The organism is Pseudomonas sp. LBUM1653, assembly GCF_059716115.1.
Map to the genome: position 1 here is coordinate 6,678,161 of NZ_CP166803.1, position 22,601 is coordinate 6,700,761.

General features: G+C 61.1%; 21 protein-coding genes and 1 pseudogene. 12 read left to right on the forward strand and 10 right to left on the reverse strand.

The window, feature by feature from the left end; genetic code table 11:
• Positions 1–44: 44 nt before the first annotated feature.
• Both ACA054_RS30230 and ACA054_RS30235 read right to left on the reverse strand, forming a co-directional pair.
• Positions 45–470 carry a hypothetical protein gene (locus ACA054_RS30230; protein ID WP_497687400.1) on the reverse strand — a complete coding sequence of 142 codons (426 nt, stop codon included), beginning with the start codon at positions 468–470 and terminating at the stop codon, positions 45–47.
• Positions 433–1,062 carry a transcriptional regulator gene (locus ACA054_RS30235; protein WP_497687401.1) on the reverse strand — a complete coding sequence of 210 codons (630 nt, stop codon included), beginning with the start codon at positions 1,060–1,062 and terminating at the stop codon, positions 433–435. The genes ACA054_RS30230 and ACA054_RS30235 overlap by 38 nt, the downstream gene beginning before the upstream one ends.
• A gap of 444 nt (positions 1,063–1,506) precedes the next feature.
• On the opposite strand from ACA054_RS30235, the gene ACA054_RS30240 reads away from it, so the two are divergent.
• Complete coding sequence (locus ACA054_RS30240; protein WP_497687402.1) at positions 1,507–1,875, forward strand: DUF6124 family protein; 369 nt, start codon at positions 1,507–1,509, stop codon at positions 1,873–1,875.
• 113 nt (positions 1,876–1,988) lie between these two features.
• Here the strand turns inward: ACA054_RS30240 and ACA054_RS30245 are convergent, their stop codons facing one another.
• From ACA054_RS30245 to pilG, 6 genes are all read right to left on the reverse strand, one after another.
• Positions 1,989–2,456, reverse strand: a complete 468-nt coding sequence (locus ACA054_RS30245) for a chemotaxis protein CheW (RefSeq protein WP_497687403.1) — start codon at positions 2,454–2,456, stop codon at positions 1,989–1,991.
• On the reverse strand, positions 2,449–8,460 hold the full coding sequence (locus ACA054_RS30250; protein WP_497687404.1) for an Hpt domain-containing protein: 6,012 nt from the start codon (positions 8,458–8,460) through the stop codon (positions 2,449–2,451). Before ACA054_RS30250 ends, ACA054_RS30245 begins: the two co-directional genes overlap by 8 nt.
• 49 nt (positions 8,461–8,509) lie before the next feature.
• Positions 8,510–10,570, reverse strand: a complete 2,061-nt coding sequence (locus tag ACA054_RS30255) for a methyl-accepting chemotaxis protein (RefSeq protein WP_497687405.1) — start codon at positions 10,568–10,570, stop codon at positions 8,510–8,512.
• Between the two features lie 181 nt (positions 10,571–10,751).
• Complete coding sequence (locus ACA054_RS30260; RefSeq protein ID WP_497687406.1) at positions 10,752–11,285, reverse strand: chemotaxis protein CheW; 534 nt, start codon at positions 11,283–11,285, stop codon at positions 10,752–10,754.
• Positions 11,286–11,295: 10 nt separating this feature from the next.
• Positions 11,296–11,661 (reverse strand): twitching motility response regulator PilH, encoded by a 366-nt coding sequence (pilH, locus tag ACA054_RS30265; RefSeq protein ID WP_007987790.1) that lies wholly within the window; start codon positions 11,659–11,661, stop codon positions 11,296–11,298.
• Between the two features lie 57 nt (positions 11,662–11,718).
• Positions 11,719–12,123, reverse strand: coding sequence for a twitching motility response regulator PilG (pilG, locus tag ACA054_RS30270; RefSeq protein ID WP_046818327.1), 405 nt, complete (start codon positions 12,121–12,123; stop codon positions 11,719–11,721).
• A 242-nt stretch (positions 12,124–12,365) separates the two neighbouring features.
• Between pilG and ACA054_RS30275 the strand changes: the two are divergent.
• The 8 genes and pseudogenes from ACA054_RS30275 to ACA054_RS30310 form a co-directional block, all read left to right on the forward strand.
• Positions 12,366–12,443: pseudogene (locus ACA054_RS30275) on the forward strand (outer membrane lipoprotein carrier protein LolA); the annotation flags it as partial.
• 25 nt (positions 12,444–12,468) lie between these two features.
• Positions 12,469–13,422, forward strand: a complete 954-nt coding sequence (gene gshB / locus ACA054_RS30280) for a glutathione synthase (protein ID WP_497687407.1) — start codon at positions 12,469–12,471, stop codon at positions 13,420–13,422.
• A gap of 64 nt (positions 13,423–13,486) precedes the next feature.
• Complete coding sequence (locus tag ACA054_RS30285) at positions 13,487–14,386, forward strand: energy transducer TonB (protein ID WP_497687408.1); 900 nt, start codon at positions 13,487–13,489, stop codon at positions 14,384–14,386.
• Positions 14,387–14,558: 172 nt separating this feature from the next.
• A complete protein-coding gene (locus tag ACA054_RS30290) occupies positions 14,559–15,131 on the forward strand; it encodes a YqgE/AlgH family protein (protein ID WP_497687409.1) in 573 nt (190 codons plus the stop codon).
• Complete coding sequence (ruvX, locus tag ACA054_RS30295) at positions 15,131–15,568, forward strand: Holliday junction resolvase RuvX (protein ID WP_020797382.1); 438 nt, start codon at positions 15,131–15,133, stop codon at positions 15,566–15,568. The genes ACA054_RS30290 and ruvX overlap by 1 nt, the downstream gene beginning before the upstream one ends.
• Before the next feature lie 86 nt (positions 15,569–15,654).
• Positions 15,655–16,158 carry a bifunctional pyr operon transcriptional regulator/uracil phosphoribosyltransferase PyrR gene (gene pyrR / locus ACA054_RS30300; RefSeq protein ID WP_497687410.1) on the forward strand — a complete coding sequence of 168 codons (504 nt, stop codon included), beginning with the start codon at positions 15,655–15,657 and terminating at the stop codon, positions 16,156–16,158.
• A gap of 27 nt (positions 16,159–16,185) precedes the next feature.
• Positions 16,186–17,190, forward strand: coding sequence for an aspartate carbamoyltransferase catalytic subunit (locus ACA054_RS30305; RefSeq protein ID WP_007913665.1), 1,005 nt, complete (start codon positions 16,186–16,188; stop codon positions 17,188–17,190).
• Entirely contained in the window at positions 17,187–18,458 is a 1,272-nt protein-coding gene (locus ACA054_RS30310; RefSeq protein WP_497687411.1) for a dihydroorotase, read from the forward strand. Before ACA054_RS30305 ends, ACA054_RS30310 begins: the two co-directional genes overlap by 4 nt.
• An 83-nt stretch (positions 18,459–18,541) precedes the next feature.
• On the opposite strand, the gene ACA054_RS30315 is transcribed toward ACA054_RS30310, so the two are convergent.
• Entirely contained in the window at positions 18,542–18,973 is a 432-nt protein-coding gene (locus ACA054_RS30315) for an NINE protein (RefSeq protein ID WP_497687412.1), read from the reverse strand.
• 249 nt (positions 18,974–19,222) lie between these two features.
• Between ACA054_RS30315 and ACA054_RS30320 the strand changes: the two genes are divergently transcribed.
• Complete coding sequence (locus tag ACA054_RS30320) at positions 19,223–19,840, forward strand: C40 family peptidase (protein ID WP_497687413.1); 618 nt, start codon at positions 19,223–19,225, stop codon at positions 19,838–19,840.
• 133 nt (positions 19,841–19,973) lie between these two features.
• Here the strand turns inward: ACA054_RS30320 and ACA054_RS30325 are convergent, their stop codons facing one another.
• Positions 19,974–21,008, reverse strand: a complete 1,035-nt coding sequence (locus tag ACA054_RS30325; protein WP_497687414.1) for a type IV pilus twitching motility protein PilT — start codon at positions 21,006–21,008, stop codon at positions 19,974–19,976.
• Between the two features lie 56 nt (positions 21,009–21,064).
• Here ACA054_RS30325 and ACA054_RS30330 point away from each other — a divergent pair, with 56 nt between their 5' ends.
• Both ACA054_RS30330 and proC read left to right on the forward strand, forming a co-directional pair.
• Complete coding sequence (locus ACA054_RS30330) at positions 21,065–21,751, forward strand: YggS family pyridoxal phosphate-dependent enzyme (RefSeq protein WP_497687415.1); 687 nt, start codon at positions 21,065–21,067, stop codon at positions 21,749–21,751.
• Positions 21,752–21,772: 21 nt separating this feature from the next.
• Entirely contained in the window at positions 21,773–22,591 is an 819-nt protein-coding gene (gene proC / locus ACA054_RS30335) for a pyrroline-5-carboxylate reductase (RefSeq protein ID WP_497687416.1), read from the forward strand.
• The last annotated feature ends 10 nt before the right edge of the window (positions 22,592–22,601 follow it).

The window sequence follows — 22,601 nt, forward strand, 5'->3', positions numbered from 1 at the left end:
GCGAAGGGGCCAGAAAAGACTCCGAGAATTTGAGCCATGAAACATCACAGCTCGCCCATCTGCTCCTGCACTCGAATCAAGAGCTGCGCAGTAATTTCCAACAACTGCGCCAGCAACGCCTCGTCTTCATCCATATAGCCTTCGTACTCCGCCAGATTTCGCCGTTCATGGCACAAGGCGAAAAGTCGGACCTGAAGCTTGTTCGCATCGGCGGTATGAACCAGGCACTGGAAAACCAGATAGCGCTTGTCGGAGCGGTATCCACTCAACCGCAGAGCGGCCAGCGCGATGGCGTGGGCAGCGTTGTAAGCCAGATCGAATCGGCTTGCGAAGGAAAGTGAAATGCTTTGCGCATCTTTCAGTCGAGCGGTTGCCGAACGCATCAAGCCTTCGCATTCCTTGCGTTCCGGCGGCTCGACCTTCAACCCACCGCTACGTACCAGATTCTCCAGGCTCTCGTTGCTGCCCATCCTTGGACTCCATAGGGCTCTCACCCATCAGATTGATCTTGTCCTGCTGCGCTACCCGCACGACGAAGCTGTTTTCAGACCTTATTTTTGCGGCCCAGTCTTCGGGGGTGTAGAGCGTCGGGTTAATGGTGCGGCCCAGTTGCTCTTCCAGGGGCAAGAGCCGCTCCATCACTTCACTGTAGTGCAGCCCTTTACCAATCAGCATGAGATCAATGTCACTGGATGCGTTGGCCTGATCCTTGGCGATCGACCCATAGACAAACGCCCAAACGAGCTGATCAGCGAAGGGCTGCAATGCGTCGCACAAAGGCTGTGCGATACCGAAGGTTTTGCGAGTGATGCCCAGAAGTTCGGCATAGATGGGGCAATCCGGATTGGCTTGAAAGTGAGTCTGGTTGCCCTGTCGGGACATCGTCAGCACCCCCGCCCGTTGCAAGCGATCCAGTTCGCGCATGAGGCTGCCTTTACCGACTTGGGCCCAGCGCGCGATCTCGTTGGCGTAAAAACTTCGGTCGGGTTTGCCGAACAACAGGCCCAGCACTTTTTGCTGGGTGGTCGTGAACAAGGCTTCGCTGAGGGAAGGGTTTTGCACAGTGACAACCAAAGAGTCCCAAAAAGGGAACGATAGGTCCCTTTTTGGGAATCTTCAACCTCCGCCAGCCAATAGGGTTTGTGTTTAAAAATTTGTCCGCAGGAACAGTGAGCGACTACAAAGCTTGGCGTCGCTGCCTACAACAATGCCGGAACCCGCCGACTGGTGCGCTTTTGCGCTGATCTTTATCGTTTGTGCGTCGCTGCAAATTCAGCGACCGGGCCTGGAAACCCGAGGTGTAAACAACGCAAAAGCGCCTTTCATAACGTATGCTTGCGCACCTTGAATGTGTGCATTCCGTTATGGCGGCTGTGCGCGGGAGACCTTCGGGTCTGCCGGGTTGTTTTCTCCGTTTACCCCCGGATTTCCAGCCTGCGTACAGCTGCCACCCCTTCGCCTGGAAATCGAATGGAGCAGCTGAAACTCATTAAGCGGAGATTCAGTATGTTCAAAGTCACTCCCAATCCCCCGGAAACCGATCCCGATTCCCAAGCGGCCTTCGAAGCCGGGAAACTCAAGGAAGCCGCCGACCGCGTCTTCTCCCATTACTTCCCGCCCGCTCACGAAAAACCGGTAAAGCGCCGAAAATTCCAGCTCTTCACCGTCTCTCCCGATATCGGCACCGAAGCGCTTCTGGCCAATGCCTCCGAAGACCTGCTGTCCATCAGTGCCATTGCGGCCGATCTGGCGGACGGTGTGGAAGGTTCGCGTCGCTCTGTAGCCTTGGCGCTCAGCAGAATGGCTGATGGTGTGCATTTGTTGGTGGAGCGGGCACTGGATAATCATGAGACCTTAGCTCAGGCCAAGGTTTAGCAGTCAGTTTTCAGGCGAATTGAAGGCCGTCTTCGCGAGCAGGCTCGCTCCCACATTGGTTTTGCGGCGAACACCATACCCTGTGGGAGCGAGCCTGCTCGCGAAGGGGTCCGTCAGACGAGCCCTGCACTCACCAACAACTCCTCCAGTGCCAGTAAGTCCGGCACCTTGGCCACTTGATCCGCCACCTGCACCGCCGCCTTCTCCAGCGAACACAACGGCACATCCACATAGCTCAACTGACTGTCGAGCTTGTACGAGCGCGGTATCCCCTGAACCAGTAGCGCGATGAATTTCAGCCCAGGCCGACCACCGAGCGCATTGAGAATGACGATTCGCGCGCGTAAACCGATGTTGATTTTCTGCCCGCACGCCGACTCGAAGCTGAGCAACGGAATCTGCCGGTCCCGCCACGCTACCCGTCCCAGGTACCAGGGCGGTGAGTCCAGGTCGAAGGCCGCGGGCTGGTAATCGATCAGCTCCGCCACCGCGACGTTAGGCAGGATCAGGTTGCGGTCGGCCAGGGGCAGCAGCAGACCGGTGAGCTGGCTGTCGCGCGGGTTGTGGCGACGCTCATGCATGGGTCTTGCTCCACAGGGCGATGCTTTCGAGCAGTACCGTTTCCTGGTACGGCTTGCCAAGGTAGTCGTTGACGCCGATGGCCATGGCCCGGTCGCGGTGTTTCTGGCCTGTGCGGGAGGTGATCATGATGATCGGCAGGTGCCGAAGACGCTCATCCTTGCGCACCTGGGTCGCGACTTCGAAGCCATCCATGCGCGGCATTTCGATGTCCAGCAGCATCAGGTCCGGGCTGTGCTCTTCCAGCAGCAGCATGGCGTCGACACCGTCCTTGGCGGTCAGCACGTTCATGCCGTGACGTTCGAGCAAACGACTGGTGACCTTGCGCACGGTGACCGAGTCGTCGACCACCATCACCAGCAACGGCCGCTGCGGTTCGACCTCGACTTCGTGGCTCACCGGACGCTGCGGCGCACGGGCCTGCATGGCGCGAACCGGCGCCAGCAAATCCAGAATCAGCACCACCCGGCCGTCCCCCAGAATCGTCGCCCCGGACACCCCTTGCACCGCCGCAAACTGCGGGCCGAGGCTCTTCACCACGATCTCGCGCGTGCCAGCCATCGTATCGACCTGCACCGCAATGTGACGCTCGTTGCATTGCACCAGCAATACCGGCAACGGCAGGTTCTGGCCCAGCAGCCGTGGACGTGGGCTGGTTTTCAGCAGCTCACTCAGGTAACACAATTCATAGCACTGCCCGGCGTATTCATAGGTGGGCGGATCAAGGCGGAAATGCCCTTCGAGTTCGTTGGGCAGCACGCGGACAATGCCATCGATGGTGTTCAGCGGGATTGCGTATTGATCCTCCCCGCACTGCACCATCAGGGCTCGGTTGACCGACACGGTGAACGGCAGGCGAATGCGAAAATGCACGCCCTGCCCTGGCACCGAGTCGATACTCATGGTGCCGCCCAGTTGCCGCACTTCCTCGTGCACCACGTCCATGCCGACACCACGCCCGGAGATCTGGGTGATTTTCTCGGCCGTGGAAAACCCCGGCTGCAGTATGAATTGCAGCACGTCGTGATCGCTGATGACGCTGTCCGGATCGAGCAGGCCGCGCTTGATCGCCTTGCGCCGCACCGCTTCCAGTGGCACGCCAGCACCGTCGTCGCGAATATCGAAAATGATGTCGCCGCCTTCGCGCAACAGGTCCAGGGTGATCCGCCCTTGCGCCGGTTTGCCCGCCGCAACCCGCACGGGGGCGGCTTCAAGGCCATGGTCGACGGCGTTGCGCAGCATATGCTCCAGCGGCGCCGCCATGCGTTCGAGCACATTACGATCCATCTCGCCTTCGGCGTTGCCGACGATGAACTCGACGTCCTTGCCCAGCTCACTGGCCACCTGGCGGACAATGCGCTTCAAGCGCGGCAGCATCCGCTCGAACGGCACCATGCGCGTGCGCATCAGGCCTTCCTGCAATTCGGTGTTGATGCGGCCCTGCTGTTGCAACAGGTTCTCCGCATCCTGGTTGCGCCGATCGAGGGTTTCCTTGAGGTCAAGCAAGTCGGAGGCGGATTCGAACAGGGCTCGCGACAGTTGCTGCAATTGCGAGTGACGGTCCATTTCCAGCGGATCGAACTCTTCGTAGCCCAGGCGCTCGGCGTCGACTTGCTGACGGCTGAGAATCCTGCCCTGGGTTTCGATATCGAGCCTGCGCAACTGGTCGCGCATCCGCTCGATGGTGGTTTCCATCTCGTTGAGCGCCACCTGCGCGTCGTTGACCTGCTGTTCGATGCGACCGCGAAAGATCGAAGTTTCAGCAGCCAGGTTGACCAGGTCGTCGAGCAGTTCCGCCGAGACCTTGACTATGTCCGCCCCGGCATCGGGTTGCAGCAGCGGCGTCTCGGCTTTCGCCGTAACGGGTACCGCGAGCGGCGCCGGAGTTTCAGGCGGCACCGGGTGACTGAAGTTCTGGATGGCGTCGATCAGCCGGTCGGCCGGCGGCAATGGCTCACCGGCGCGCGCCGCGTCGAGCATCTGTGCCAGCCGGTCATGGCTGCGCTGCAGCAATTCGAACAGCGCCGCCGTGGGTTGCAGCAGGCCGGTGGTCAAACCTTCGTAGAGAAACTCCAGCTCATGGGTCAAATCGCCAATCGGAGCGATTTCCACCATGCGCGCACCGCCCTTGAGGGTGTGCAGGTCGCGCAGCAGGGTTTCCATTTCCTGGCGGCTCGACGGCTCGGCCTGCCAGCGCAGAAGCGCCGCGCCGGAGCTTTCGATGATGTCGAAGCCTTCCTCAAGAAAGATGTCCAGCAACTCGCTGTCATGGTGGGCCGAGTCGTTGCTGGCCGCCGCTTCGATCACCTCGGCGGTGCTTGTGTGACCTTGCCTGAACGCTCGAATCGCTTCGATCAGCTCCCCGGGGTCACCCAGGGCTTGATGGTCTTGCAGTTGCTCAAGCAACTGCGCCAGACGATCGTGGCTCTGTTGCAGCAACTGCGCCAGCGCTTCGCTGTGGCTGTAACGGCGGTCCACCAGGCCCTCGTAGAGGCTTTCCAGTTCATGGGCCAGGTCACCGACCGGTTCGACCTCGGCCATCCGCGCGCCACCCTTGAGGGTGTGCAAGTCGCGCTGCAACGACGACAGCGGCGCGGGGTTCTGCGGCTCGCCCAACCAACGCTGCAAGGCCTGGCTGGCGCTATCAAGGATGTCCACCGCTTCCTCAAGGAAGATCGAGACGATTTCGTCGTCCGGTTCACGATCCCTTGTGGGAGCGAGCCTGCTCGCGATGGATTCATAGGCGCCGCGTTTGTCCTGCGATACCGCGTCATCGTTGACGTCCATCGCGAGCAGGCTCGCTCCCACAGGGGGGAGGGTGTTTGCAAGTTCGGCGGTGGCGTCGCCCAGCTCGCGGATGCTCAAGGTGCGACTGCCGTCACTGCGGATCAGGCCCATGGCCGAAGGATCCAGGCTCTGATCGAGCAAGCCGTGCAAGGCCCGAACCCGTTCCGGGCGCGGGCTGACTTCCTGGCCGGCCGCCAGCTCATCGAGCATGTTGATCAGCGCTTCGTGGGCACTTTGTGCCTCATGGAAAAACGCCTCGCTGACCGCCAGGCTGCTCTCTTCCACCGCACCGTAGAGGTCGAGCAAGGCTTCGCAGAGCTCATCCACCGGGTGCAGGTCGGCCAGGTGCGCACCTTCGCCGAGGGTGGTCAATTCGTCGAGCAATGCGCTGAGTTCCTGGCGCTCGCCTGGATGCTGCTGCCAGCGCCGCAACAGGCTTTCGGCGTCCAACAGGATGTCCATGCCCTGGGCCAGGAAGTTGTTGATCAACTGCGGGTCGCGCTTGATCCTCAGGCCGGCGTTGGGGGTACTCAAGTGGCTTTGTAGGCGCTCGGCGAGCAGTGCCTTGGCACGCTCGATAAAGGCGCGGGAGCCGGGGATTTCGGCCAGAGGGTCGGTCTTGAGCTGGCGCAAGCCAAGACGGAACAAGCCTTCGGCCTCCAGCAACACTTCGACTTCGTCCAGGTCGAGCGCGATCAGGTGGGCCTTGTACTCCCGGGCCAGTTGATCCAGCGGCGTCGCCAGCTCGGCAATCGGCAGGACCCCCGCCATCGACGCACTGCCCTTGAGCGTGTGCAAAGCGCGCTGCAGCTCATCGCTGGCCTGCAGCGGCAGGTGTTCGGCGGCCTGGTCGAGAAAGCGGTTGAGACTACTCAAATGGGTTTCGGCTTCCTTGCGGAAGATTTCCAGCAATAGCGGGTCGAGGGCCGCGACGTCCAGGGTGTCCTCGTCCGCTGCCGCGGTCTCGCCCTTGGCCAGGGCGTGGGCACGGGCCGCCAACTGGTCGACATCGTTGCGCTGACGCTGGGCACCGGCGGCGTATTCGGCCACCAGCTCCGGCAGCAGATCGAGTACATCGCCGAGCAACTGCTGCACGCTGGCGCCAGGTTCTACGCTGAGTTCCAGCACGCGGTTGAGCAGGTTTTCCAGCGCCCAGGCCAGTTCGCCAAGCACCAGGGCGCGCACCATCCGGCCACTGCCCTTGAGCGTATGGAAGGCACGGCGCAGTTCACTCAGGGCCGACCGGTTGGCGGGATTCGCCGACCAGCGTGGCAAATACTCGCGAAGGATCTCCAGCACTTCATCGGTTTCTTCGAGGAACACTTCGCGCAATTCCTCGTCCACCGGCTCTTCGCATGACGGCGGCGGCAGCAGGCTATCCGGGGTGTCGAGCGCGGGCGGGTTGATGGCCGAGACCGGGTTGGCCAGCACGTCGGCCAGGGTTTGGGCGATGGCCGGAGCATCCTGTTGCTGCTGTTGTTGCAGGGACTGTGCTTCGTTAGGGCTCAAGACATCCGCAAGCACCGGCACTTGTTGTTCGCTGGGGAAAAACCCGAGTGCAGCCAGGCTTCTTTGCGCCACGTCGAGTAGTTGTTCACCGGGCGCTTCGGGGTCGTCGCTGAGGCGCTCAAGGTAATACTCGATGCTGGTGATGACGTCGGCCAGGCTGTCCAGCGCCTGCCAGCCGGGTTGATCCGGATCGAGCAGCAGGTGCTCGCGGATGAAATGATTGCACGTTTCGATCAGGCCCGCCGCCCGGCTCAATGGAATCATCGCCAGCGCACCGCGCACCTGAGTCAGCAAGGCCGGCAGTGCCTGCAGGTGCTGTCGGTCCCAATCGGCATCGATGTAGTCGACGATCATGTCCTTGGCCTGCTGCAGGCAGATGCGCGCTTCCTTGATGACGATCTGGTGGATCTGCGTCAGGTCGGTGGTGGGCAGGCGACTGTCTTCCGGGCTTTCAGGTTCCACGGTACCGACCATGCCGGCCAGTGTCGCTTCGACGTAAAGCAAGGCCCCGGCCACGTCCATGAGGATCGCGTCATCGGGTGTGCGCTGGCCCTGGGCCAGGCTCAGCACCACCGCCAGTTGATCGATGATGACCTTGCGTGGCTGGCCAAAGCCCAGCACCGCCAGGGTGTCGGCGATTTGCCGCAGGGGCGCCAGCAGGCTGTCGAGGTCCGAGGTGTGTTGCCGGTCGCTGCGCACGAACAGATCCAGGCGCTCCTTGACCCGCACCAGCTCTTCGCACAATGCCGACAATACCGAGCGCATGGCGTCACGGTCGGGACCGGCCAGTCGTGCGCGTTCTTCGTCGACCATCGCGCTGTCAGGCAATGCATCGTCCAGTGCGTAGCGATCTTTCATGGTCAGCATCTGCCCGGTTGGGTGTTCGGCCTTTGCAATGTAGAACAGCAAACTCTTGAGCAACTCGGGCGGCGGCGGCTGATTGATAGCCTGCATGCCCTGTTCGAGAAGACGCTTGAGCTCCTTGTCGGCCTCCTTGAACAGGCTGCGCAAGGACGGACTGTTGGCAATGGCGCCGGCGCGCATGCCTTCGACCAGCGCCGAAGCGACCTGCCACAGCGGGCTCAGGGGCGCTGAACCGGACAAGCCTTCCAGCCGCGTAAAGACCTTGGCCAGATACTCCAGGTGCGTGTCGTCTTCCTGTTCACGTAGCAAACCGACCAGGGCCATCTGCAACATCTGCCGCAACTTGCGCAGCACATTCGGCAGTTCCGCCGGCTCCAGCAGCGCCAGGGACGCTTCGTCCAGGGGAGCCAGGCCTGGCAAATGCGGGCTGAACAGGCTGGTTTCCGACAACAGGCTTTCGCCTCGTGCACTGCGCAGGTCGTTGATCAGCGGCAACACCACCAAAGGCAAATCGCGGCGGGCGCCTTGCACGCGATCCAGGTAAATCGGTAACTGCCCCAGCGCTTGCAGCATGAGGTGCAACGCCTCGTCGCGATGATTGACGCGATTGTGTTGCAAGGCGGTGACGAGATGCTCCATTTCTTCGGCGAGCAAGGCCGCGCCGTAGAACTCGACCATCTGCAGACTGCCGTGAACCTGATGGATGCACGCCAGGCATTCGCTCAGGGCGTGCGTCGCCTGCGGGTCATCAAGCTGGGTTTCGATCGCGTGATGAGCCTGCTTCAGCGTTTCGGCAATTTCGCCTTTGACCCATTCGAGGGCCACATAGTCGTGCCGATCACCCATAACCACTCCAATCCCCACTTCTATCAAGATAGCCATGCCCGGGGGCGGTTCAAACTTTGTCCGCGACCTGCGCCTTGGTGGCCGGCAAGGTGAAACCGGACACCGAACGCCGCAACTGGCTGGCCATTTTCGCCAGGTTGCCGATGCTCTCGGCGGTGGCGGTAGAGCCGGACGAGGTCTGCGAGGTGATCTGCTGGATCACGTTCATCGTCAGGGAAATCTGACCGGCAGACGACGTCTGTTGTTGCGCGGCGTTGGAAATGCTCTGGATCAACGCCGCCAGGGTCTTGGACACCCCTTCGATTTCTTCCAGGGCCACACCGGCATCCTGCGCCAGACGCGCGCCGCGCACCACTTCGGTGGTGGTCTGCTCCATGGAAATGACCGCTTCGTTGGTGTCGGCCTGGATCGCCCGCACCAGAGTCTCGATCTGCCGCGTCGCAGCCGAAGAGCGTTCCGCCAGGCGCTGCACCTCGTCGGCGACCACCGCGAAACCACGCCCGGCATCACCGGCCATGGACGCCTGGATCGCCGCGTTGAGGGCGAGGATGTTGGTCTGGTCGGCAATGTCATCGATCAGGCTGACAATATCGCCAATTTCCTGGGAAGACTCGCCAAGACGCTTGATCCGCTTGGCGGTGTCCTGGATCTGTTCGCGGATGTTGTCCATGCCGTGGATGGTGTTGTGCACCACCTCGTTGCCCTTGTTGGCGATTTCCACCGAACGCTCGGCCACCGCCGAGGATTCGGCGGCGTTGGCCGACACCTGATCGATGGACTGAGCCATGTCGTTGATCGCGGTGGAGGCTTCGGAAATCTGTTGGGCCTGATGCTCCGAGGCCTGCGCCAGGTGCATCGCGGTGGCCTGGGTTTCCTGCACGGCGGCAGCGACCTGGCCGGCCGTGAGGTTGATCGTTGCCACCAGATCGCGCAGTTGATCCACGGAATAGTTGATCGAGTCGGCAATGGTTCCGGTGAAGTCTTCGGTCACCGTAGCGGTCACGGTCAGGTCGCCGTCGGCCAGGTCTTCGATTTCGTCGAGCAGACGCATGATCGCGTTCTGGTTGCGCTCGTTCTTTTCGGCGGTTTCGCGCAGTTGGCGATTGGTTTCGCGCACCATCACCAGGCCAATGAGGATGATCGACATCAACGCCGCCAGGCCCAGGACATAGCCGCCGATGGTGTCGGTGTCACGTCCTCCGGCAAGGTTTTCGAAGCCGCTGGCCAGGTGGGAAGCTTCGTCGAGCAGGGTTTGCGACAGGCTGAAAATATTGGTGGCCGACTCACGGACCTTGAACAGCTCCGGTGAGGTCTCGAGGATTTCATCCACTGAGCCGGAGACAAACTCGAACAGCTCGGAAATCTCGATCAGCCGCGCGCGCGCGTCACGGTCCTCGACCTGGCTAACCCGCAGCGCCGCGTTGCCCTGGAGCATACCGTTGAGCACCTGGCCGAAACGCGCCGCATCGCGGCCGAATGCATCGGCAGCCTGCTGTGAGTTCTCGTCGCCGGACAACACGGTATTGACCGCACCTAAAATACGTTCGGCCAACAGTGATTGACGCTGGGCCATCGCCACCTGCGCAGCCGGGGCGCCGCGTTGCAGCAGGGTTTCCACCACTTTTTCGTATTCGACCTGCAACTGCGGGACGGTTTCGGCCAGGGTCGCGGCGACCTGATGCAGCGACAACACCGTCTGTTCGCTGGACAGGATGGCGTCGGTGTTTTTCAGCAGGCGTTCCCAGTCCAGTTGCACGGCGCGCATTTCCGGGCGCACGCTGGCCGGTGCCGGTGGCAGGCCGGTGGCGGGGTCGCCTTTCTTCAGATAGCTCCAGCGCCGGGCAAAATCGTTGCGCGCATCGCTGAGCAACTTGAACGCCGCGGCCTTGCCGGCAGCGGCTTCGGTGGCATTCTTGGCAATGCGCTGGGACAGCACGCGCAGCTCACCGGCGTGGCCGATGTACTGTTTGTCGTAAGTGGCCTGGGTGTTGAGGTACGCGAAGTTGGCGAACAACAACATGATGAAGATGATCAGTGCGATGAACAGCGCGATGATCTGCGAACGACTGCGCGACGCTTCCATTGGCTTGTTTGCTTTTGCTTTTGTCATCGGTCTTCGCCTGTTAACCCATACCCTTCAATACTCGCCGAAGAACCTGTGGGAGCGAGCCTTGTGGTGAGGGGATTTATCCCCGTTGGGTCGCGTAGCGGCCCCCAAAAAAAGGACTGCTTCGCAGTCCAACGGGGATAAATCCCCTCACCACAAGGCTCGCTCCCACATGGGTCCGCGTTTATACCGCGACGTTCATGAACCCCTGCGACCGCGCCAGCGTAAACAGGCTGAACACCTGCCAGCCCTGCTCGCGCTGAAACCGGCCGGTGATGAACGGTGCGATCGGGCCGCCCAAAGCGTCTATCGGCTGCAGACTGTCCCGGACAAAGTGCTGCAAACCAACGACCTCGTCGACCAACAACCCGGCAAACACCTCGTCATGCTCCACCACCAACACTCGCCGCTGCTTGCGCGCCGCCGAGACTTCCTGGCCAAAGAAGCCGCACAGATCCATGATCGGCAACAACCGCCCACGCAGATTGGCCACGCCCTTGACCCAGGACTTGACCCCCGGCACCAGGGTAAAACGCGGCTCGTGCAACACTTCACCGACTTCGCCCATGGGCGCGACGTACCAGTGTTCGCCCAGGCGAAAACCGATGCCGCTCCAGCTGTCCTGGCGGGTCGGCTGGGAAGGTAAGTCCGCCGCCAGCAAACGACAGCGCCGGTCGATCTGCAGCAGCAGTTCGAAGGCGGTCAGTGATTCGCTCATGGCCCTGTGATCAACCGGCCAGCACGTTGTTCAGGGTCTTGATCAGGGTGTCTTCGTCGACCGGCTTGGTCAGGTAGTCCCTGGCCCCTTGGCGCGTGCCCCAGACCTTGTCGGTTTCCTGATCCTTGGTGGTGATGATGATCACCGGGATGTGCCCGGTTTCCGGGTCTTTGGTCAACTGGCGGGTTGCCTGGAAACCGTTGAGTCCGGGCATGACGATGTCCATCAGCACCGCGTCGGGTTTTTCCTGGCGGGCCAGGGCCACGCCGTCTGCGCCGTTTTCGGCTTTCAATACTTCATGACCGTGCTTTTCCAGCATGCCGGTCAGTTTGTACATTTCAGTCGGCGAATCATCGACGATCAGGATACGTGCCATGGTCTTCCCCATTCTTGTCGGCGCAGGGCCCAATGGCCGAGCGTCACTGTAGGTGTCTTACTGCGGCAAAACAGCGGCAAAGCCCGGAACATGGGCCTGGATCGCGTTCAGCAGTTCTTCCTTGCTGAAAGGTTTGGTCAGGAACTGGTCGGAGCCGACGATGCGCCCCTTGGCCTTGTCGAACAGCCCGTCCTTGGACGACAGCATAATCACTGGCGTGGACTTGAATGCACTGTTGTTCTTGATTAAAGCGCAGGTCTGATAACCATCCAGACGCGGCATCATGATGTCGACAAAGATGATGCCGGGGTGGTGATCGGCGATCTTGGCCAGGGCATCGAACCCGTCGATGGCCGTGATGACCTCACAACCCACGTTCTTGAGCAGTGTTTCGGCGGTGCGGCGAATCGTTTTCGAATCGTCGATCACCATGACCTTCAAGGCGCTGGGTTGCTGTTCCATAATTGCTCTACCGTCGCCTTTACGAATCTATTTGTCCATTTGCGGGTCGTCGAGGACTCGAAACCCTTGATGCTCAAGGGCCGGCACGACATGGCAGCCTTTTTAGCACAGTCTCCAAATCCAATCTATCGGCCGGCCCTGACAGTGGTTTTTCCTTGACCGGGGACACACTCAGCGCCACTCTGACGCCACTTTTATACGGTCCTTTGGATTGATCTTTTGTGGGAGCGAGCCTGCTCGCGATGGTCGTCAACGATGACGCTGACCGCCTGATGCCCCGAGGCGCTCTGAGGTTTATCGCGAGCAAGCTTGCTCCTACAGCCCCTAAATTTTGAGGAAACCACCATGAGCGTTCGTGTCGGGATTGTCATGGATCCTATCGCCAGCATCTCCTATAAAAAGGATAGCTCGCTGGCCATGCTGCTGGCCGCACAGAAACGCGGCTGGGAACTGTTCTACATGGAACAGCGCGACCTGTACCAGGCCGAAGGTCAGGCACGGGCGCGGATGCGTCCGTTGAAAGTGTTCGCCAACCCGGAAAAATGGTTCGAGCTGGAAGCCGAGCAGGACGCCCTGCTGAGCGATCTGGACGTGATCCTGATGCGCAAGGATCCGCCATTCGACATGGAATTCGTCTATTCCACCTATTTGCTGGAACAGGCCGAGAGCGCCGGCGTGCTGGTGGTCAACAAGCCGCAGAGCCTGCGTGACTGCAACGAAAAGCTGTTCGCCACGCTGTTCCCGCAGTGCACGCCACCGACCATCGTCAGCCGTCGCCCTGACGTATTGCGCGAATTCGCTGACCATCATGGCGATGTGATTCTCAAGCCGCTGGACGGCATGGGCGGGTCCTCGATCTTCCGTCACACCGCCGGTCACCCGAACCTGTCGGTGATCCTCGAAACCCTGACCCTGCATGGCCAGCAGCAGATCATGATCCAGGGCTACCTGCCAGCCATCGTCGATGGCGACAAACGCATCCTGATGATCGACGGCGAGCCGGTAGATTACTGCCTGGCGCGCATTCCCGCTGCCGGCGAAACCCGTGGCAACCTCGCCGCCGGTGGCCGTGGCGAAGCCCGTCCATTGACCGAGAAGGATCGCTGGATCGCGGCGCAAGTCGGCCCGATCCTGCGCGAAAAAGGTCTGTTGTTCGTCGGCCTCGATGTGATCGGCGAGCACCTGACCGAGATCAACGTCACCAGCCCGACTTGCATCCGCGAGATCGACAACGCGTTTGGCACCGATATTGGCGGCATGCTGATGGACGCCATCGATCAGAAGCTCAAGGCCCGTTGAAAAGCCAAACCAACATTGCGTTATCATGCGCGGCCTGTGAAAACGCGATGTTGGTTTCCTTGTCATGACCCTCCCGTCCGATCTGCCTCCCGAACTCGCCCATTACGGCGTGCGCCCGGCCGATCGCCTCGGTTTTACCCTGTTCCTAGCGGCGCTGATCCACCTGGCATTGCTGCTGGGTGTCGGATTCACGATGGTCGAGCCCAAGCAGATCAGCAAAACCCTGGAAATCACCCTCGCCACCTTCAAAAGCGAAAAGAAGCCGGAAAAGGCCGATTTCCTCGCCCAGGAAAATCAGCAAGGCAGCGGTACCCTGGATAAAAAGGCCATCCCCAAGACCACCGAGATCGCGCCGTTCCAGGACAACAAGGTACAGAAAGTTACCCCACCGCCAGCGGCCAAGCCTGAACAGCAGGAAGCCCCGCCCAAGGCTGCCGTGACCACCGTCGCGCCGAAGCCGAAGAAAGCCGCGGCGAAAACCGAAGAGCCCAAGCCCGTCACCAAACCTGCGGTGGCGGCACCGACATTTGACAGCGAACAGCTGTCCAGCGACATCGCCAGCCTCGAAGCCGAACTGGCCCAAGAACAACAGTTGTACGCCAAGCGCCCGCGCATCCACCGTCTGAGTGCCGCTTCGACCATGCGCGACAAGGGCGCCTGGTACAAGGACGAATGGCGTAAAAAAGTCGAGCGAATCGGCAACCTCAATTACCCCGACGAAGCCCGGCGCAAGCAGATTTACGGCAACTTGCGCCTGATGGTCTCGATCAACCGCGACGGCTCGCTGTATGAGGTGCTGGTGCTGGAGTCGTCCGGGCAACCGCTGCTGGACCAGGCGGCCCAACGCATCGTGCGGCTGGCAGCACCGTTTGCACCCTTTACCGGGGACCTGTCAGACATCGATCGCCTGGAAATCATCCGGACCTGGAAATTTGCCCGCGGGGACCGACTCTCAAGCAACTGACCACACCACAAAACCATTGTGGGAGCGAGCTTGCTCGCGATGGCGGTCGAACAGTCGACATCAATGTTGGATGTTAATCCGTCATCGCGAGCATGCTCGCTCCTACAGGGAAACGTGCCAGATTTGCATCCCCGGCTTGTCAGTTCGCCCCTCCAACGCCACACTAGCGCTCATGAAAAACGTCAGCCCCAGCTACCTCAAGCATCACTTCCTGATCGCCATGCCTCACATGGTCGACCCGAACTTTGCGCACACCTTGACCTATATTGTCGAGCACACGGCCAATGGTGCCATGGGGCTGGTGGTCAACCGTCCGCAGGACCTGAACCTGGCCGATATCCTCGAGCAATTGCGCCCGGACATCGAGCCGCCAGCGCTCTGCCAGCACGTGCCGATCTTCATCGGCGGTCCGGTGCAGACCGATCGCGGCTTTGTCCTGCACCCCAAGGGCCAGAGTTTTCAGGCGACCGTTGATCTGGAAAGCGAGCTGTCCCTGTCGACCTCCCAGGACGTGCTGTTCGCCATCGCCGATGGCGTCGGCCCGGCGAAAAGCGTGATCACACTGGGTTATGCCGGTTGGGAAGCCGGGCAACTGGAGGCCGAACTGGCCCAGAACGCCTGGCTGACCTGCCCGTACCATGCCGACATCCTGTTCAACACCAGCAGCGAGCTGCGCCTGGAAGCGGCGGCCAAACACCTGGGCGTCAATCTCAGCCTGCTCACCAGCCAGGCGGGGCACGCCTGATGGCCCTGCGGTTGATTCTGGGATTCGACTACGGCACCAAACAGATCGGCGTTGCGGTTGGCCAGGTGATTACCGGCCAGGCCCGCGAACTGTGCACCTTGAAGGCACAAAACGGGATTCCCGACTGGGATCAGGTCGAAGCGCTGATTAAAGAGTGGAAACCCGACGCCGTGGTGGTCGGCCTGCCGCTGAACATGGACGGCACGCCCAGCGACATGTGCGCCCGCGCGGAAAAATTCGCCCGGCGCCTGAACGGTCGCTTCAACCTGCCCTTCTACACCCACGATGAACGCCTGACCACTTTCGAGGCCAAGGGCGAACGCCTGGCCCGGGGTGGGCAGAAAGGCAGCTACCGCGACAACCCGGTCGATGCCATCGCCGCCGCCCTGCTGCTGCAAGGCTGGCTCGACGAGAACAGCGCATTGTTCCAATCCTAATCCTGAAGAGCCGTCACCCGTCTCTTTTAGCTACAACCCGAGCCACCTCAAGCAACGATCCGGCTCGGGCCCAAGAAGGAGCAACCATGAGCCTGCCCAATCCCGCCGAACTGATCAGCCAGATGGCGATCCGTCTCAAGGCACACCTGGAACACCGTGGCATCAGCGAACCGCGCTACATCGGCATTCGTACCGGTGGCGTGTGGGTTGCCCAGGCCCTGCTCAAAGAGCTGGGCAGCGCTGAACCTCTTGGCACACTCGACGTTTCCTTCTACCGCGACGACTTCAGCCAGAACGGCCTGCACCCGCAAGTGCGCCCGTCGGCCCTGCCGTTCGAGATCGAAGGCCAGCACCTGGTGCTGATCGACGACGTACTGATGAGCGGGCGGACCATCCGCGCCGCCATGAACGAACTGTTCGACTATGGTCGCCCGGCCAGCGTGACGCTGGTATGCCTGCTGGACCTGGACGCTGGTGAACTGCCGATCCGCCCGAACGTACTGGGCGCGACCCTGTCCCTGGCAGCCCACGAGCGGGTGAAACTGTCAGGGCCGGAACTCAAGCTCGAACTGCAAGACCTCGCCTTTTAATTCGCCCTATTGAGAGTCCCCCTCGCGATGACGCCTTTAGATACCAAGCGCCCGCTGCAGCTCAATGATCAGGGCCAGCTGCGCCACTTCCTCTCGCTCGACGGTTTGCGCCGCGAGCTGCTGACGGAAATCCTCGACACCGCCGACTCTTTCCTCGAAGTCGGCGCCCGGGCGGTGAAAAAAGTCCCGTTGCTGCGCGGTAAGACCGTGTGCAACGTATTCTTCGAAAACTCCACCCGCACCCGCACCACCTTCGAACTGGCGGCCCAGCGACTGTCGGCGGACGTGATCACCCTGAACGTGTCCACGTCGTCGGCGAGCAAGGGCGAAACCCTGCTCGACACCCTGCGCAACCTGGAAGCCATGGCCGCCGACATGTTCGTCGTGCGCCACGGTGATTCCGGCGCTGCACACTTCATCGCGGAACATGTTTGCCCACAAGTGGCGATCATCAACGGCGGCGACGGCCGTCACGCCCACCCGACCCAGGGCATGCTCGACATGCTCACCATCCGCCGGCACAAGGGCGGCTTCGAAAACCTTTCGGTGGCCATCGTCGGCGACATCCTGCACTCGCGGGTTGCGCGCTCGAACATGCTGGCCCTGAAAACCCTCGGTTGCCCGGACATCCGCGTGATCGCGCCGAAGACCCTGCTGCCGATCGGCATCGAGCAATACGGCGTGAAGGTCTACACCGACATGACCGAAGGCCTGAAAGACGTCGACGTGGTGATCATGCTGCGCCTGCAGCGTGAGCGCATGACCGGCGGTCTGCTGCCGAGCGAAGGTGAGTTCTACCGCCTGTTCGGCCTTACTACCGCGCGCCTGGCCGGGGCCAAACCGGATTGCATAGTCATGCACCCGGGGCCGATCAACCGTGGGGTGGAGATTGAGTCGGCGGTGGCCGACGGCCCGCACTCGGTGATCCTCAACCAGGTGACCTACGGCATCGCGATTCGTATGGCCGTGCTGTCCATGGCTATGAGCGGGCAAACTGCCCAGCGCCAATTCGAGCAGGAGAACGCCCAGTGAAGCTCAGCATTCTCGGCGCCCGCGTGATCGATCCGTCCAGTGGCCTGGATCAAGTTACCGATATTCACATTGAAGCCTGCAAAGTCATCGCCCTTGGCGCTGCGCCAGCCGGTTTTGTCGCTGTCGACACGATTGACGCCAAAGGCCTGGTGGCCGCCCCAGGCCTGGTCGACCTCAACGTCGCCCTGCGCGAACCGGGTTACAGCCGTAAAGGCTCGATCGCCAGCGAAACCCGTGCGGCGGCTGCCGGCGGCGTCACCAGCCTGTGCTGCCCTCCGAAAACCAAACCGGTGCTGGACACCTCGGCCGTGGCCGAGCTGATCCTCGACCGTGCCCGCGAGGCTGGCAACACCAAAGTCTTCCCGATCGGCGCACTGAGCAAAGGCCTGGACGGCGAACAGCTGGCAGAGCTGGTTGCATTGCGCGATGCCGGTTGCGTGGCCTTCGGCAACGGCCTGGAGAGTTTCCGCAACACCCGCACCCTGTGCCGGGCGCTGGATTACGCGGCCACTTTCGACCTCACGGTGATATTCAACTCCCAGGACCACGACCTGGCGGAAGGCGGCCTGGCCCATGAAGGCCCTACCGCGAGCTTCCTCGGCCTGCCGGGCATTCCGGAAACCGCCGAAACCGTCGCCTTGGCCAGGGATCTACTGCTGGTCGAACAGACAGGCGTACGTGCGCACTTCAGCCAACTCACCAGCGCGCGTGGTGTAGCCCTGATTGCCCAGGCCCAGCAGCGTGGCCTGAAGGTCACGGCGGATGTCGCCCTGTATCAATTGATACTGACCGACGAAGCGCTGATCGATTTCAGCAGCCTCTATCACGTGCAGCCACCGCTGCGCACCCGCGCCGATCGCGATGGTTTGCGTGCGGCAGTGAAGTCAGGCGTGGTTTCGGCCATCTCCAGCCATCACCAACCTCACGAGCGGGACGCCAAGCTGGCGCCGTTCGGGGCTACCGAGCCAGGCATCAGCAGTGTTGAACTGCTGCTGCCGCTGGCGATGACGCTGGTGGAAGACGGCTTGCTGGATCTGCCGACGCTGCTGGCACGCCTCAGTGCTGGCCCTGCCGAGGCCTTGCGCCTGCCGGCGGGCAAGCTGGCGGTGGGTGGCGCGGCAGATATCGTGCTATTCGACCCGGCGGCCTCGACTGTGGCCGGTGAGACCTGGCTGTCGAAGGGCGAGAACTGCCCGTTCCTGGGTCACAGCCTGCCGAGTGTGGTGCGCTACACCTTGGTGGATGGGCGGATCAGTCACCAGGCATAAAATCGCGTCGCCGGCATTCGCGAGCAGGCTCGCTCCCACAAGGACCGCATCAATCCTGTGGGAGCGAGCCTGCTCGCGAAGACTTACTGGAAGGCGCCGCGATTCTGCGCATTGCGAACGGAAACCTGGTCATTCAACGTCCAGAAGTCATACAGCACCCCCAGAAAGAACAACCCACCCGTCACCAGGTACAGCAACCCGCTGATCCACTTCCCCTGATACATCCGGTGCACACCGAACACCCCGAGGAACGTCAGCAGTATCCACGCCACGTTGTATTCGATGGGACCTGCGGTAAACCTCAGGTCCGCTTCACGGTCCATGGCCGGGATCAGGAACAGGTCGATCAACCAGCCGATCCCCAGCAATCCGAAGGTAAAAAACCAGATCGTCCCGGTCACCGGCTTGCCGTAATAAAAGCGATGGGCACCGGTAAATCCCAAAATCCACAGCAGGTAACCGATCACTTTGCTGTGCGTGTCCTGATGCGGGACGGGCGATTGATAGGTGTTCATGGATGACCTCGATTCACACGATAGATAAATATTCTTTAAATCTTTGTGACTTTTTTACAAGCAGCCGACGTATGGCACCTGATACTGTCCATTCCGCCAAACCCTTATGGCACCTGACTTCTGTCAGACAATTGCGTCAATTTAACGCTCATTTGGTTCCGTTAGACCCAGATGGAATCGACCAACGGCCTCGGAATGCCAAAAAAAGCTGTTATAAAGTTTCGCGCTAACTTATACGAGCCCTGCCTAATGCGTCCATTTTTCAAGACATGGCTAACCATTTGCCTATTATTGCCACTGGCCGCCCACGCCACCAATCGTGAGCAACGTCTTCCGAACGTTAATGGTTACACCCAAAAATCCCATGCTTCCGCTCCTTCGAGCAAAAGCAAAAAATCGGTCAAACTGGCTCCGCAGCTGGTCAGCAAAAGCAGCCTGGTGCCGCCGATGGCGACCAGGGAAAGCAGCAACGTGCTGAGCCGCGCCGTCAACGTCCTCGGTACGCCGTACCGCTGGGGCGGCAGCAGCCCGAGCAAAGGCTTCGACTGCAGCGGCCTGGTGAAATACGCGTTCAACGACGCCACGTTTGACCTGCCACGCACCTCCAATGCCATGGCCAGCGGCCACGGCGAGAAAGTCGATCGCAACGATTTGAAACCCGGTGACCTGATTTTCTTCAACATCAAGAGCCGTCGAGTCAATCACGTTGCCATCTACCTGGGCAACGACCGCTTCATCCACGCACCACGTCGTGGCAAGTCGGTGAGCATCGACACCTTGAAGAAACCGTACTGGGAAAAGCACTACGTGGTGGCCAAGCGGGTTCTGCCGAAAGATCAGAAAGCGTTGCAGGTTGTTCAGCGCTGACCTGAACGCATCCGGTATTTGCACCGAACATGATGGTCCCATCGCGAGCAAGCTCGCTCCCACATTGGAATGCATTCCCCTGTGGGAGCGAGCTTGCTCGCGATGGGGCCCATGAAAGCACAACATCTCTTCCTCAGAAGTTATCCGGCGACCGCGCCTTCTCCCGCGCCTGTTCGCGACTGACCACGCCCTTGGTCACCAAATTCCTCAAGCCCATATCCAGCGTCTGCATCCCCAGCGACCCTCCCGCCTGAATCGACGAGTACATCTGCGCCACCTTGTCTTCACGGATCAGGTTACGGATCGCCGACGTTCCGAGCATGATCTCGTGGGCCGCAACCCGCCCTCCACCAATCTTCTTGACCAGGGTCTGGGACACCACCGCCAGCAACGACTCGGAAAGCATCGAACGCACCATCGACTTCTCGTCGCCCGGAAACACGTCGATGATCCGGTCGATGGTTTTCGCCGCCGAGGTCGTGTGCAGCGTGCCGAACACCAGGTGGCCGGTTTCGGCAGCGGTCAATGCCAGGCGGATGGTTTCCAGGTCACGCATCTCCCCCACCAGGATCACGTCCGGGTCTTCGCGCAGGGCCGAACGCAAGGCTGTCGCGAAACTGCGGGTATCGCGGTGGACTTCACGCTGATTGATCAGGCATTTGCGCGATTCGTGGACAAACTCGATAGGGTCTTCAATCGTAAGAATGTGGTGATGGCGATGGCTGTTCAGGTAATCGATCATCGCTGCCAGGGTGGTGGACTTGCCGGACCCCGTCGGGCCTGTCACCAGAACCAGGCCCCGTGGCGCGTCGGTCATCTTGCGAAACACCTCGCCCATGCCCAACTCTTCCATGCTCTGAACTCTGGACGGTATCGTGCGAAAGACCGCTCCGGCGCCTCGACTCTGATTGAAGACATTGACCCGGAATCGCGCGACACCAGGCACATCAAAGGAAAAGTCGGTTTCCAGGTGCTTTTCGAACGCCACCCGCTGGGCGTCGTTCATGATGTCGTAGATCAGCGCCTGCACCTCCTTGTGATCCAGGGCCGGCAAGTTGATGCGCCGCACATCGCCATCGACACGGATCATCGGCGGCAGGCCTGCCGACAAATGCAGGTCGGATGCGCCTTGTTTGGCGCTGAACGCCAGCAACTCAGTGATATCCATAGCACCCCTCAATTCCAGTAGAATGCCGCCAACCTCAGACCGCTGGCGCCTCTTGAATGTCCACGATAGCAGACAACATTGAACAGGTTGGTTCACGCATCCGTGCCGCCGCCCTCGCCGCCCACCGCGATGAAAACAGCGTCCAGTTGCTGGCCGTCAGCAAGACCAAACCCGCACAGGCGCTGCGTGAAGCCCATGCCGCGGGCCTGCGCGACTTTGGCGAGAACTACCTGCAGGAAGCCCTGGGCAAGCAGCTTGAACTGACCGACCTGCCCTTGATCTGGCACTTCATCGGCCCCATTCAATCGAACAAGACTCGTGCAATCGCCGAGCACTTCGCCTGGGTGCATTCCGTGGATCGCTTGAAAATCGCGCAACGCCTGTCCGAACAACGCCCGGCCGAAATGCCACCGCTTAACATCTGCATCCAGGTCAATGTCAGCGGTGAAGCCAGCAAGTCTGGCTGCACTCCGGCGGACCTGCCGGCTCTGGCCAATGCCATCAGCGCCTTGCCGCGCCTGAAATTGCGCGGGCTGATGGCCATTCCCGAGCCGACCGAAGATCGCGCCGCCCAGGATGCCGCTTTCGCTGCCGTGCAAAGCCTGCAGGCCAGCCTGAATTTGCCACTCGACACACTTTCCATGGGCATGAGTCACGACCTCGAGTCGGCTATTGCCCAGGGCGCCACTTGGGTCCGTATCGGTACGGCCCTGTTTGGCGCCAGAGATTACGGTCAACCGTGACCCCATTTATAAGGACCTGACATGAGCAAGACGCGTATTGCCTTTATCGGTGCCGGCAACATGGCTGCCAGCCTGATCGGCGGCCTGCGGGCCAAAGGCCTGGAAGCGGCGCAGATCCGCGCCAGCGATCCGGGCGATGAAACCCGTGCCCGCGTGAGCGCCGAACATGGCATCGAAGTATTCGCCGACAACGCCCAGGCCATTGAAGGCGCCGATGTGGTCGTGCTGGCGGTCAAGCCCCAGGCGATGAAGGCTGTCTGCGAAGCCATTCGCACAAGCCTGAAATCCAATCAACTGGTGGTGTCGATTGCCGCCGGCATCACCTGCGCCAGCATGAACAACTGGCTCGGCGCCCAGCCGATCGTACGTTGCATGCCCAACACCCCGGCGCTGCTGCGTCAGGGCGTGAGCGGTTTATTCGCCACCGCCCAGGTGACCGCCGAGCAGCGCCAGCAAGCTCAAGAGCTGCTATCGGCAGTTGGCGTTGCCCTGTGGCTGGACGAGGAACAGCAGCTGGATGCGGTCACCGCTGTTTCCGGTTCCGGCCCTGCGTACTTTTTCCTGCTGATCGAAGCCATGACCGCCGCCGGCGTCAAACTCGGCCTGCCAGCAGACATCGCCGCCCAACTGACCTTGCAAACCGCCCTGGGCGCCGCCCACATGGCGGTGTCCAGTGACGTCGACGCCGCTGAGCTGCGTCGCCGCGTCACTTCGCCCGCCGGCACCACAGAAGCCGCGATCAAATCGTTCCAGGCCAATGGCTTCGAGGCACTGGTTGAAAAAGCCCTGGGCGCCGCCGCGCACCGCTCGGCCGAGATGGCTGAGCAACTCGGTCGCTAATCAGCACTTA

Bases quoted from the DNA above. Each gene is read 5' to 3' on its own strand.
- ACA054_RS30240 (WP_497687402.1), top strand. From the start codon at position 1,507: ATGTTCAAAGTCACTCCCAATCCCCCGGAAACCGATCCCGATTCCCAA.
- ACA054_RS30320 (WP_497687413.1), top strand. From the start codon at position 19,223: ATGCGTCCATTTTTCAAGACATGGCTAACCATTTGCCTATTATTGCCA.
- ACA054_RS30325 (WP_497687414.1), bottom strand. From the start codon at position 21,008: ATGGATATCACTGAGTTGCTGGCGTTCAGCGCCAAACAAGGCGCATCC.
- gshB (WP_497687407.1), top strand. From the start codon at position 12,469: ATGAGCGTTCGTGTCGGGATTGTCATGGATCCTATCGCCAGCATCTCC.
- ruvX (WP_020797382.1), top strand. From the start codon at position 15,131: ATGGCCCTGCGGTTGATTCTGGGATTCGACTACGGCACCAAACAGATC.
- proC (WP_497687416.1), top strand. From the start codon at position 21,773: ATGAGCAAGACGCGTATTGCCTTTATCGGTGCCGGCAACATGGCTGCC.
- pilH (WP_007987790.1), bottom strand. From the start codon at position 11,661: ATGGCACGTATCCTGATCGTCGATGATTCGCCGACTGAAATGTACAAA.
- ACA054_RS30330 (WP_497687415.1), top strand. From the start codon at position 21,065: ATGTCCACGATAGCAGACAACATTGAACAGGTTGGTTCACGCATCCGT.
- ACA054_RS30230 (WP_497687400.1), bottom strand. From the start codon at position 470: ATGGGCAGCAACGAGAGCCTGGAGAATCTGGTACGTAGCGGTGGGTTG.
- ACA054_RS30290 (WP_497687409.1), top strand. From the start codon at position 14,559: ATGAAAAACGTCAGCCCCAGCTACCTCAAGCATCACTTCCTGATCGCC.
- ACA054_RS30250 (WP_497687404.1), bottom strand. From the start codon at position 8,460: ATGGGTGATCGGCACGACTATGTGGCCCTCGAATGGGTCAAAGGCGAA.
- ACA054_RS30285 (WP_497687408.1), top strand. From the start codon at position 13,487: ATGACCCTCCCGTCCGATCTGCCTCCCGAACTCGCCCATTACGGCGTG.
- ACA054_RS30260 (WP_497687406.1), bottom strand. From the start codon at position 11,285: ATGAGCGAATCACTGACCGCCTTCGAACTGCTGCTGCAGATCGACCGG.
- pyrR (WP_497687410.1), top strand. From the start codon at position 15,655: ATGAGCCTGCCCAATCCCGCCGAACTGATCAGCCAGATGGCGATCCGT.
- ACA054_RS30255 (WP_497687405.1), bottom strand. From the start codon at position 10,570: ATGACAAAAGCAAAAGCAAACAAGCCAATGGAAGCGTCGCGCAGTCGT.
- pilG (WP_046818327.1), bottom strand. From the start codon at position 12,123: ATGGAACAGCAACCCAGCGCCTTGAAGGTCATGGTGATCGACGATTCG.
- ACA054_RS30245 (WP_497687403.1), bottom strand. From the start codon at position 2,456: ATGCATGAGCGTCGCCACAACCCGCGCGACAGCCAGCTCACCGGTCTG.
- ACA054_RS30315 (WP_497687412.1), bottom strand. From the start codon at position 18,973: ATGAACACCTATCAATCGCCCGTCCCGCATCAGGACACGCACAGCAAA.
- ACA054_RS30305 (WP_007913665.1), top strand. From the start codon at position 16,186: ATGACGCCTTTAGATACCAAGCGCCCGCTGCAGCTCAATGATCAGGGC.